Consider the following 12,443-nt stretch of genomic DNA (forward strand, 5'->3'; position numbering starts at 1 on the left):
TACCGACGCACCCACACAGCCGCATCGACGAACTGCTGCCGCATCGCTGGCAGCAAAGCTGACCACCCCGTCACGCACGCTGCCGTCCGTTGCGGCCATCGTCAAGATGTGTTCGCCGCGTGCTTACGGTAAATCACCGTTTCGCCAACTTCGAGCGTTTGCTCGTTTGACGACACATTGAACTCAGTGGTGTGGACGGCCACGCCACCCGGACGGAGCGTCTTCTCGACAGCATTGATCACGAACTGAACGCCGACCTCGAGCGACCCCAGATGCTCGAAGCAGCAGCTGGACCAGTTGAAATCGAAACCCCGAAACTTCGGATCGATCGCGTTCATGTCGCAGTAGTCGTGCACGACATGCTGGCGCAGCTTGTCGGTCGGCACGATCTCGGGATAGGCCAGCGCATCGAGGCTGGCGCTGTGCTGATTGGTGGTGGTCCAGGAGGTTGCCGTCGGCATGTCGAGCGGCGCGTCGGTCGCGGTGACGAATGCGTTCAGCGACGCAAAGGTCGCTGGCAGAGGCTCGCGCCCCACGCCAAACACGAGACCACGCGCGCCGGCCTTGATGACCCCTGATTCAAGCAACTTGTGCAGGACGAACACCCACTCCCATTGCTTGCGGTGGAAACGAGGCCGTTCGCCGATGAGCTTGCACAACGCAATGAAGCGCGGATGGTAGAAGTCGGCCGCCTGGCAGTTGGAGTAGGCGAAAAAAGGGGATTCCTGAGGCGCCTGGCTCCAGCTCGGATCAGGCGAGAAGGTGGAACTGCGAAGCGCCTTGAGCTCGCTTCGCAGCGCATCGATCTCCTGGCCTTGCCGATGAACGAGCGCGGCGAGAGCCTCAGGTGCTGCGTCCAGCGTGCCGCCTGGCGACAGGCGCGACGCCAGCGCGGTATCGACAAGCTGCTGGATCTTGCGCCTGATCGGCCTCCAAGCCGGGCGCAGAATCGACTTGGCAATGGCCTTCATGATGAAAAGCTTTGTGTTCTGAGAGATCGGATTTCTTCAAGGCGTCTTGCGACACGATGGCCAGCGCTCTCCAATGACAGATTCGCCAGCGCACTCGCCTTCGCGCGGGCGCCCAATTCCTTGGCCCATGCCTGGTCGTCGAATACGCGCCGCATGTATTTCGCAGCATGCTCGACCGAAGGTTCGGCCCACTCGAAATCCGCGTCGTAGGGCGGAATGGGGCGCCCCAGTTTTTCGAGCTTGTAGGGCACCAGCAGGCTGTTGTCGTCGTTCATGAAGTCGACGTTGCCCGAGAAGTTGGTGGCAATCACCGGCTTGCCCATCAGCATCGCTTCGGCCATGGTCAAACCCAGCCCCTCGCTTCGGTGCAGCGACACGTAGGCGTCGCAACAGTCCATGATGGACAGCACTTCGTCCGGGCTGTAGACCGCATCGATGATCTTGATGTTGCCGCCTTCGGCCGCGCGATGCAGTTCCTGGATCTGCACCGGATGCCGATCGCCGAAGGATGTCTTCAAGACCAGGCATACCGGCTCATCCGGCTTGAAGGCGAGCTTGAACGCGCGGATGAGCCCCAGCGGGTTCTTACGCTCCATGATGCTCATCATGTGGAAGGTGAACAGGAAGGTGTACTTGTCCGTATCCAGGCCGAAGTATTCACGCGGCCGCTGCTTGTACTCGCCCAACTTCACGCCAGGGAACAGCGTTCTCACGGGCAGGGACAGGCGCTCGCGCAACCCCTTGGCGACGAATTCGGTGGCGGCCCACACCTCGTCGACCTGATCCGCGTGCGCAAGCCAGGACTCGGGGATCGAGTCGAATTCCCAGTACCAGTAGGCGATGCGGTAACTGCGAGGGCTGCGCCGTGCGACATCCGCGAGCGCGTAGGCCGAATCGAAGAAGGGCTCCGGCTGGGTATGGATGATGGTGGCGTCGAAAACCTCCATGCCGCCGAAGTTCGCGTGGTGCGGATCGTCCTTGCGGTCGGTTCGGATGTCGCGCAGAGAAGTTTGGACGCCCACTTGTTGCAAGCCCCCGACCAGCGCCTCCACCGAAACGCGCAAGCCCGAGGGGTAACAGAAATGGCCGATGACGTTGACACCTGGAGCGACAAGCTCTCGCCCAATGGCATCCCGGTCCAGAGCGTTGCACCAGTCGCGCGTCTCCCGGGACAATCCCGCGCCGGGGCCACTCAGCCAGTCGACGAGTTCGCCGGCCTCGGCAGCATCGTGCAGAGCCATTGGGAAGCGCGCCCGCCAGGGCTGGCGCGCAAGATAGGCCTGCCGGATCTGAATGGCGGCAGAGGGCTCCAGTGGCCAGCGCGAGGGGTCGGTCCAATTGCCGCTGGCGCGGAAGGTCGCCTTGAACCAGGCCGCAAAGGCCTGCGCGCCAAATGCCGTGTTGCCATCGGGGTACATGCGTTGCCATTCCGGCGTGAAGCGCCAGGCGTTCATCAGCTCCTGGGCCGGTTCTTCCGCCGCCTGCCACAACAGCCACCAGACCTCCTCGAGCCGCAACCCGGCATCCGCTCGGCCGTGGCGCATGAACCAACGGAGCAACAAGGCGCGTCCGGCCGGCGTGAGGCCATGCGGTAGCGCATCGCGCACTTCAGGGTGTTGCAGAAATGCCTGGCGCGCCCGCGTGGCGAGGTCCTGTGAAAAGAGCGCCTCGATGGCGGCCAGCCCGGCCTCGCCCAGCCCCAGGGCGGCCGCCCCGCCTTCGCGCAGCCAGCCCGGGAAATCGCCTTGGGCGCCTTGCGACAATGCCAACGGGAAGGCGTCACGAATCGCCTCGCTGTGGCGCAGCTGGTCCAGGCACCAGCGGGCCGCCGACCACTTGTCGTTGACCGAATGAGCCGCCTGCGGCAACCACAGCACCTGATCGCGGGGCGCTTCGGCTGCTGCGATGCAATCGCCGTCCACGCACAAGTCGAGCGCGAGCACAGGCAAGACAATCGAGCCATCGGCCGCGACGCGCTCTTTCAACACCTGCCGCGGACCGGGTGCAGCGGCGGCCGAGCGTAGCGCGGGAATCGCGGCGTGGCCGTCGAGCTCCGGATGCAGGTAGGGATCGTCGTCGATGCCCAGCAGACGAATGTCGTCGGCGATGCGGCGCACGTCGTCTTGGGGGTTGCTCTTGCCGCGCGTCGCGCCTTCGTGGTGGATCAGTCGTGCCTGTGGCGCGTAGGCAGTGCGATAGCCCAGGCGCCAAGCCTGCAAGCACAACGCCACGTCACTCATGGCGACCAGATAGGCTTCGTCGAAGCCGCCCACGCGCTCGAATACGTCGCGCCGCACCAACTGGCAGGCTCCCATGATGGCCAGCCAGTTGCGCGGGTGGTTGGCAGAACCAAACAGGCCCCAAGCTTCTGCCTCGGCGCTGCGGTACATGAGGGCGCACAAATGGGGCCCGATCCCCACCCCGGCGTGCTGCAGCTCCCCCGTTGGATAGTCCAGGCGAGTCCCCACCACGCCGACGCCTGGGCGCTGCGCAAAGCGCACCATTTCGGCCAGCCAATCGCTATGGACAACCTCGATATCGTTGTTGAGAAACAGGAGCAATTCACCTTGCGCACAGGCGGCGCCATAGTTGCAGGCGGCCGAATAGTTGAAGCGCCGCTCGAACCGCACAATGCGCACCGCCGGGTTGGCGGCAAGCTCGGCGTAATAGTCATGTGTCTGCGGCTCGGTGGAGCCGGTATCGACAATGATGATTTCCTTGTTGTCGTAGTCGGTGCGATCCAGCAGGCCTTGCACGCACATTCGAAGCAGATCGACCTTGTCCTTGGTCGGGATGATCACCGACACAAGCGCTTGCGCCGGCGTACTCCAAACGGCGCGCTGTGTTCCGTCCGGCTGGGTCTGGATGGTCGCTTCGAAGCCATGGCGCGCCCAGTAGCGGGCCAATACCGCCCGATGATCTGCCGAGCCGGACGAGCCCGGCGCCGGCCGTTGCAGCCGCGCGGCCGCCCCTCGATGGCACAGCACCTTAGGAATGCGCACGATGTCCTGAGTCAAGTCGCTGCAGCGCAGGTTCAGGTCCCATTCAAACGCGACGCCGGCATCGATCGCCAAACCGCCGGCGGATGCCACCAGCTCGCGCCGCAGAAAGCACAAGCGCCCGAAATAGTTGTGGGCAAACAGCAGATCAGGCGACCAGCCGGGCTTGAAGCAAGGGGCGGTGCGCCGGCCATCGGCGTCCAGCATGTCTTCGTCGCCATAGAGGATGCTGGCTCCCGGATTGCCCCTCAGCGCTGCGGCCAGTTCATTGAGCGCGTGTTCGGCGAGCACGTCGCCGACATCGACGAAGGCGATGAACTGGCCCTTGGCGTGCCTGAGCGCGCCGGCCAGGCCATCAAATTCGACGAGCCGGATTCGGGCATCTCGCTGCGCCAGCTCACGCAGCGCGGGCGGTATTGGCGCGCAGGCGATCAACTCCCATGCTGCCTGCGACTGTCGGCGCAACGACTCGACGGTGCGCCGCACCGCAGCTGGCTCGACCGCCTCACCGGACAACAACAGGCTGGCCAGCAAGGGGGCGTCCTTGGCGCGCAGCACCAGCGCCGAACGGCTCTCGACGCGAGAAGTCCAATCACCATACGTGGTCCCGGCACGGGCAATCGGCGGTTCAGCTTCCGTCGGGATTTGCGGCACGCCCTCGGGCTCTGCCCAGCGCGCACGCAGATAGTTCCAGCGCTCGCCGTAGCGATGCGGAGTCACCGTCCACCAGGCGGCGCGCAGCGTCCGCTTGGCAAGCCGCCGCACCGGCGGCGGAAACTTGCCTGAAACCCGCTGCAGCGTGGACGCCAGCCGCCAGGCGGCAGAACCCATCATGGCGCGCTGTTGGGCCAACAGTTCCAGTTGCGCGTCGTCCAGATCCTTGGCGGGTGCCTCGCGCGCCCGGACTGGGGCATTCGCCTTGACACGCGTTTCGAATTCCAGCCGCTGCGCCTGCGCCAAGCGCTCCTTCAGCAACTGGATGTCAGCACTTGGATCGCCGGCCGCCGGCGCAGCGCCGCAGACCAGTTCCAAGCGCTCGACGAGATCCGTCCGTTCGCTCGCCACATAGATGCGCTCCGCGTCCAAGGCGCCGACCAGCCGATAGCCACTGCTCTGCAGCAGGTCGTGCGCTCCGCCATCGATGCCGCGAGGCGCGCCGGCAAGCGCAATGATCCAGGGCCGGTGCGCCTGCAGGTCATTCCCGGCCAGCACGGCACTGGGCCGATCGCACCTCAGCCTCAGCAGGTGTAGTGCCTGCCCCGGCGGCACCAGCCGTGACAGCGCCTCTCCCAAGTTGGCGTCTCGCGGCATATCGACGGCGCCAGTCGGTGCAGGTTCCCGCCCACCTGCGTGAGATTCGGGCCCGACGAAGTCCGCACGCACCCACAGTTGCCCGGTGCCGGTCGACAGCGCGGCGGCACTTCCGGCCCGCGCCTCTACCTCCACTTGCGCCTCTGCCGGCACCAGGCTGACGGCCCCGACCTCCGCACTTTCCAGCCGCGCCCCTGCGGACACTTCGAGTCGAAAAAAGCGGTCGATGCCGCCAAGGGCATGAAGGACGATCTCCTCAGTGGTTTGCAGCGGCGCGAGATGGGGCATTGGTTCCTTGTTCTGAATTGGGTCGCCTCGACCGGCGACCCCTGGCAGCAAGCGCAAATTCTCGCCGACGTAAGTGTTACCAACTGCATCCAAAGACACACCTACAAGGCGCGGGCGGTCCCGCGCGATCGGGCAGAATCCCTGCTTTCGCACGCGCCCTGGCGGGCGTGCCCGGACTATTTGACATTTGAGGGATTCATGACATCAAAGCGCGCGGTCGTGACCGGCATCACAGGGCAAGACGGGGCCTACCTGGCCGAACTTCTTTTGAGCAAAGGCTATGTGGTCTACGGCACCTATCGCCGCACCAGTTCGGTCAACTTCTGGCGCATCGAGGAACTCGGGATTCAGAACCATCCCGATTTGCACCTGGTGGAGTACGACCTGACCGATCTAGGTAGCTCGCTCAGTCTGATCAAGGACACGGCCCCGGGCGAGGTCTACAACCTGGCGGCACAAAGCTTCGTGGGTGTGAGCTTCGACCAGCCCACCACCACTGCGCAGATCACCGCCATTGGCGCTCTTAATCTGCTCGAGGCGATCCGCCTAGTGAACCCCAAAATCCGCTTCTACCAGGCCAGTACCTCGGAAATGTTCGGCAAGGTCCAGGCCATTCCACAGGTGGAAGACACCCCCTTCTATCCGCGCAGCCCCTACGGCGTCGCCAAGCTGTATGCGCACTGGATCACGGTGAACTACCGCGAGAGCTACGGCATCTTCGGATCCAGCGGGATCCTGTTCAACCATGAAAGCCCTTTGCGCGGGCGCGAGTTCGTGACGCGCAAGATCACTGATAGCGTGGCGAAGATCAAGCTCGGCAAGCTGGACGTGTTGGAGCTGGGCAACCTCGACGCCAAGCGCGACTGGGGCTACGCCAAGGAATACGTGGAAGGCATGTGGCGCATGCTGCAAGCCGACGAACCCGACACCTTTGTGCTGGCCACCAACCGCACCGAAACCGTGCGCGACTTCGTACGCATGGCATTCAAGGGCGCGGGCATGGAAGTGGAATTCAAGGGTAGCGCCGAAGCCGAATCAGCCGTGGACACCGCCACGGGCAAGACCGTGATGCGCATCAACCCGAAGTTCTACCGCCCAGCGGAAGTCGAGCTGCTCATTGGCAACCCGGCCAAGGCCAAGGCCAAGCTAGGCTGGGCGCCCACGACCACGCTGGAGCAGTTGTGCCAGATGATGGTGGAGGCGGACCTGCGGCGCAACAAGCTGGGCTTTTCATTTTGAGGATTCTCCTCACTGGCGCAGGCGGCTTCACCGGACAGCCTTTTGCCGAGATGGCAATGGCCGGAGGGCATGAGGTCGTTCCGTTGCGAGCCGATCTCACTGATGCCGAGGCGCTTGCGACGGAAGTGAAGGCGGCGCGGCCACAGGCGGTGGTGCATCTGGCCGCCATTAGTTTCGTGGGACACACCCATGAGGATGCCTTCTACGCAGTCAACGCGGTTGGAACCACAAACCTGCTGGATGCCCTTGCTCAGCTCGAAACGCCGCCGCGTATCGTGCTGTTAGCGAGTAGCGCAAACGTCTATGGCAATACCGAGCAGTCACCCATCGTCGAGACGCAGCCACCTGCGCCGGTCAACCACTACGCCATGAGCAAGCTCGCCATGGAACTCATGGCTCGCACTTACATGGACCGGCTAAGCATCGTGATCACCCGGCCCTTCAACTACACCGGCCCAGGACAGGACCCCAACTTCGTCGTTCCCAAGTTGGCTGCTCACTTTGCTCGAGGCCTGCCCACTATTGCACTTGGGAACCTGCAGGTGGAGCGCGAGTTTAACGATGTGCACATGGTTTGCCACGCCTATCTCCAGCTTCTGGAACACGGGGTCGCAGGAGAGACCTACAACGTGTGCTCAGGTCAGCCATATCGCCTGCAGGAAGTGATTGATATCTTCAGCCGCTTGAGCGGCCGCTCAGTGCAAGTCTCCGTAAACCCTTCGCTCGTTCGGCCCAACGAAGTACACCGCCTCTGCGGCAGCCCAGAAAAATTGAATGCTCTCTTGAGGTCCAAGGGTGTCGATCCGGTGCACACCAACCTGCCCGCGCTGATCCAGCGCATGCTGGACGGGACGTCCGCCGCCCCCGGCTGACTACTCGGGGAGTAAGCACTGAGCTGCCGGTCGCGTCCGATCACGAGAGTGGGCGGCGCCCGCCGATTGCAATAGTACTCAGCCGCCCGCCTCAATCCGGCATCACTTTGCAAGTCATGGCTCACTCTGCGCCAAGGCGTTGATAGAACTCGAGCAGGCTGCTCGCGCTCTTCTTCCAATTCAGCTCTCGCTCGTAGAATCGCCTGGCGCCGGTCGCCAGTCTTGTTGCCAGCTCAGGCGAATCGAGCACTTGTTCGATGGCGCGAGCAATCTCGATTGCATCGCCGGTATGCAATAGCAGGCCTTCTTCGCCGTCTCTTACCCGCAAGCCGATGTTCGTCGCCGGCAAGATCACCGGACGCCCCATGGCAAAGAACTCTGGCAGCTTCGAAGGAAAGCGATAGGCGTTGAACGCATCGATCCGGCCAGGTTGGACGAAAACGTCGGCCAGCGCCAAGTACAGCGGCAGTCGTTCACGGGCCTGGAACGGGACCTTGACGATGTATTGCTCAAGTTCTTTCAATTCCTCCGGAACGATTTCAGCGAAATCCGAGCCAAGCCGGATCAACTTGATGTTGCGTCCTTGCTGGGCCAGCGCGGCAACGGCAAGGTACAGGGCGCGCACCTCCTTTACGTTGGCGAAGTGCGTATTTCCGTGATAGACGAGCAGCTTCGTATCCCCTGCCACGCCGAGCGACGAGCGCACCGCCTCATCGGTCGGGCGCGGGTAGAACATCGAGTCGTCGGCGGCCGGCGGAATCTCAATGCCTGGCAGTTGTCCGGGCTTGAACTCCAACAGGGTATCGACAAGCGCGGTGACCCCTGCCGACTCGCAGAGAAAGCGATGCATGTCCCCTGGTTCCGCCAGGTTCCCCGGAACAGACAGATTGTCTTTCGCGCGCGCCAGAAGCTGTTCGATGCTCAGGCTCAGCGCGGACGCCGCCAACGAATGCTCATTGTCCTCGAGGTGCACCACATAGCGGCATTGATTGGAAGCGGCAATGCGGCGCGCAGCGGCCGACACATGTTGCCGCGGTGTCCATGCGTGGATCAAGTCCGGCCCGCAGCCATCGTCGAAGCGGGCGCATTCGGCTTCGGCCCATGTGACGACCTTGAACGCAATTGGGCAATCTGGCGCCTTGCGATCAGCGTCAGTGGGCACAGCCACCACAACGTTGACACCCAACTCCGTCAGTCCATTGGCCAAACTGGTCACATGGATTCCGCTATTGCTCCATAGCGCGTTGTGTTGGACGAAGAGCAAGTTCATGCGAGTGCCTCGGCACTGCGGGCTTCCGGCTCCCAGCGGGAGTACGGGTCGCCCTCTGCAAGCTTGTCTGCCCATGCGTCAAGAAAGAGTGCTCTGTCCATGTGGTCATAGGTAGTGCCACGGGTCGCGCTTTCGTAGTGAACAAGTCGCGTACGCGGGGTATAGAGAATCTTGCGACCGATCCCTATCAGGCGTAGGCAAAGATCCACGTCCTGGTAGTGGGTTCGATAGAGTTCCACCAGTCCGCCGACCGCGAGATAGTCCACCTTGCGAAGCATGACGCAGGCAAAGGTGACGGCCGACACCTCTCGCGTGCATGCAAGCGCCCCGAAGTAGCCATCGGCATCAGCAGTCAGGCACCGCATGACGTGATCGGCCGTACCGCGCATACCAAGTGCCACGCCCGCGTGCTGCACCGTGCCATCCGGGTACAGCAGCAGCGGCCCGACAGCACCGACCTCTGGTTGCTCGAGAAGGTAGGCCATTTGCTCAAGCCAGTCTTCTCGCACGACCTCCGTATCGTTGTTGAGCAGAACGAGAATTTCGCCGCTCGCCGCGGCCACCCCGACGTTGTTTGCCCGCGAGAAGTTGAAGGGCTCAACGAATGGGACGTGAACAATCGGGTGACGCTGCATCGCCGCCAAAGCGACGGGGTCGGTCGTCCCGTTGTCGACGACTACGACTTCAAAATCCGGATAGGCGGTCTTCGCGTAGATCGAATCGAGGCAGCGCGAGATATGCTCGCCGGCATCCTTCGTAGGAATCACGATGGAAATCTTCGGAAACTGGCTACGCGCTTCGGGCTGAATCACGGCTCTGTGCTGCAGGTTGGGATGCGGCACGGCCCGCGCCCTTTCACCCAGTCGCGCCAAGTGCGCGTTCACCGCCGCCACTTGCTTGAGCCCCAACCCGGGCTTGGCATCGCTGTGATCAGCAACGCTGCCGGGGATTCGCCGCCAATGGTAGAGAATCTTGCGGACGTGATGGATGTTACGGGTGCGCTCCGAAAGGCGCAGCATGAGCTCGAAATCCTGGACGCCATCGTAAGTGGCATCCAACCCTCCCACTTCGAGAACCAGGCTTCGCCGCGCCACCAGAAGATGTCCCACATACATCACCTCCCGCAGAAGATGGGCCGACCAGTCAGGCTTGAAGAAGGGCTCTTCACATTGCCCAGAAGCGTCCAGTTTGTCTTCATCGCTGTACATGACGTCGATGGACGGGTTTCGGTTCAGCACCGCGACACAGGTCTCCAGAGCATCCGCCGTCAGCTCATCGTCGTTGTCCAAGAGGGCGACGAACTCCCCGCCCGCAAGCTCCAGCGCTTGATTCGTGGCTCTTGAGATGCCGGCATTGCACCCTGGACGGACCACCCGGATGCGCGAATCATGACTCTCCAACTCGGCCAACGTCTGGATGGTGTCCGGATTCGTCGACCCATCGTCGCAAATGCAGAACTCCCACTTTGCATAGGTCTGCGCCTGGACCGACTCAATGGCGCGCCTCAGCCAGCGTCCTTCCACGTTGTAAACGGGGGTCACTATGGAGATCAGCGGCTCGAATTTGAACTTTGGCGAGGAGCCTGGCGCGCGCACTCTCACCTCAGCCTGCGATTGCGGCAGCTTCGGAAGGCGCCCTTCCGCCTTACCGAATGCTTGATAGTGAGCCAGTGGATTGATGCCTGCCGCTGCGACGTCTTTGTAGGCGGACAAGTACCAATCAGAATCAAACCCCGGGCTCGGGTCGCGACCCTCCGCCGCTCCCGAGCGTAGGTAGTGCAAGAGCGGATTGACGCCGACGTCCCTGACGTCCGGGTTCATGTCGAGGTACCAGCGGACATCAAACAGTGCGGAGGGCTGACGACCTTCTGCCGCGCCGCTTCTGATGAAGTGCCACAACGCGTCCCGACCTTGGTTCGCCACGTCAGGGTATGTGCCCAGGTACCAATCGCGGTCGAGCAAGCAGGAAGCTCCTAACTCGCGCCAAGCATGCACATCGTGAATCGCTTTGCGCACCTGCGCTCCGACCTGACCACGTCGCAACGCACCCAGTGCGCGCCGCACCAAGCGAGTGGGTCGCCGAAAATGACCGGTCAGCCAACGCATCGGGGCAGTGATTCGCCAACTGGTCGAGTTGCGCAGCGCGTCAACCAGCTGATGCAACTCGGCCACTTCGCCAGCGAGCCGCTCAGACTCGACGCGCAGATTTGCCGCGGCGGCGTCGTGACCCCTAGCTTCGTGCTGGAAGCGCTCGACCTCCGCCTCCAGCGCGACACGTCGCCCGCGCAGGACCTCGATCCTTTGCTCATAGTCGGCCCCCTGCTTCGTCAAGGCTTGCTCGGTGTAGACCTTCTGCTTCGTCAAGGCTTGCTCGGTGTAGACCTTCTGCTCCGCCAGGGCTTGCTCGAGTTGGGCTCTCAGTGTCGTCGAAGCCTGCGCTTCGGACTGAAGGCTCTCGGTCAGGCGAACAACCTCCGACGCCGATGCCGCGCCATCCGCCTGAACGATCGCAATGTCCGATCGCAAACGCGCGACGAGGCTCTCTTCGTGACGAAGCGATAGGCGATCCGCAACCGCTGCGCCCAATCGCGCATACGCCGTACGCACCGCAGCGCTCCTGACAGGGTCTTGCGATGCTGCAAACAGCCCATTCAATCCAGGCGGGACTTGGCCGAACGCCAGGACTCCCAATCCACTTCCATGGTCGAACTCGAAGGTCGGGTACTGCCCCTTCAGTTCGCGCCAGTAGCGCGCCACCCCAAAGTTTCTTTCGTGAACATTGGTGTCGTGGAAGATGACCACTGCGGATGGAGTCAGCTTGGGAATCCAACTTTCGAAATCATGTTTGACGTCCTCGTAAAAGTGACGGCCGTCAACGTGAAGCAGATCAATGCTGCCATCTGGGAACTCCACCAGGGCGTCATCAAAGGTTCTTCTGAGCAAGGTGGAAAAAGCGGCGTAGTTGCTCCTGTTCAGTTCAGAGACATGGCGCCAGACCGCCTCGTCGTAGAAGCCCGTGTGTTCGTCGCCTGCCCAAGTGTCGATTGCGAAGCAACGCGTGCCGCAGCCGAGGCGTTGCACCGCCTCGCAAAAAGTGAAATAGGAAACTCCATGCAACGTGCCCAATTCAACGAAGCGAGCGGGCCTGAGTGCCTCGACAAGCCAAAGTGCAAATGGCGTGTGCTCTAGCCAAGTTGAGGCGAGCTTTGTGCCCGGAAGGATGAACGCGGCAGGGGAAAGCGCCCCTGCGAACGCCAGTTCCGGGGAGGACTCATTTCGAACAGAATTCATTACGTCGTTTTACTTAAATGTGCGTTGCTTGCAGCGGGATTGCACTCTCGCGGCATTCGCCGCGCTGGGTCCCGTCGAAGAGCGAAGCCTGACAGTTGTCGCGCCAGCCTCGGCGCGTTTGCGATGTTAGGCGTGACCCTACGTTTATACGTTAACGGACCTCCCACCTCGGCGGCGGGTGACGCAATGTAGGACGGCGCCGC

General features: G+C 62.6%; 6 protein-coding genes. 2 read left to right on the forward strand and 4 right to left on the reverse strand.

Going from position 1 to position 12,443, the window contains the following annotated elements; genetic code table 11:
* Window positions 1–101: 101 nt before the first annotated feature.
* On the reverse strand, window positions 102–971 hold the full coding sequence (locus ACIPRI_RS16085; RefSeq protein WP_446622466.1) for a hypothetical protein: 870 nt from the start codon (window positions 969–971) through the stop codon (window positions 102–104).
* Window positions 968–5,569, reverse strand: a complete 4,602-nt coding sequence (locus tag ACIPRI_RS16090) for a glycosyltransferase (protein ID WP_446622467.1) — start codon at window positions 5,567–5,569, stop codon at window positions 968–970. The genes ACIPRI_RS16085 and ACIPRI_RS16090 overlap by 4 nt, the downstream gene beginning before the upstream one ends.
* A 198-nt stretch (window positions 5,570–5,767) precedes the next feature.
* On the opposite strand from ACIPRI_RS16090, the gene gmd reads away from it, so the two are divergent.
* Both gmd and ACIPRI_RS16100 read left to right on the forward strand, forming a co-directional pair.
* Entirely contained in the window at window positions 5,768–6,808 is a 1,041-nt protein-coding gene (gmd, locus tag ACIPRI_RS16095) for a GDP-mannose 4,6-dehydratase (RefSeq protein ID WP_446622777.1), read from the forward strand.
* Window positions 6,805–7,680, forward strand: a complete 876-nt coding sequence (locus ACIPRI_RS16100; protein WP_446622468.1) for a GDP-mannose 4,6-dehydratase — start codon at window positions 6,805–6,807, stop codon at window positions 7,678–7,680. The genes gmd and ACIPRI_RS16100 overlap by 4 nt, the downstream gene beginning before the upstream one ends.
* 121 nt (window positions 7,681–7,801) lie before the next feature.
* On the opposite strand, the gene ACIPRI_RS16105 is transcribed toward ACIPRI_RS16100, so the two are convergent.
* Together ACIPRI_RS16105 and ACIPRI_RS16110 are read right to left on the reverse strand one after the other, a co-directional pair.
* Window positions 7,802–8,950, reverse strand: a complete 1,149-nt coding sequence (locus ACIPRI_RS16105; protein ID WP_446622469.1) for a glycosyltransferase family 4 protein — start codon at window positions 8,948–8,950, stop codon at window positions 7,802–7,804.
* Complete coding sequence (locus ACIPRI_RS16110; protein WP_446622470.1) at window positions 8,947–12,240, reverse strand: glycosyltransferase; 3,294 nt, start codon at window positions 12,238–12,240, stop codon at window positions 8,947–8,949. Before ACIPRI_RS16110 ends, ACIPRI_RS16105 begins: the two co-directional genes overlap by 4 nt.
* Window positions 12,241–12,443 lie beyond the last annotated feature (203 nt).

The sequence above is a fragment of the Variovorax sp. LARHSF232 genome, assembly GCF_052871435.1.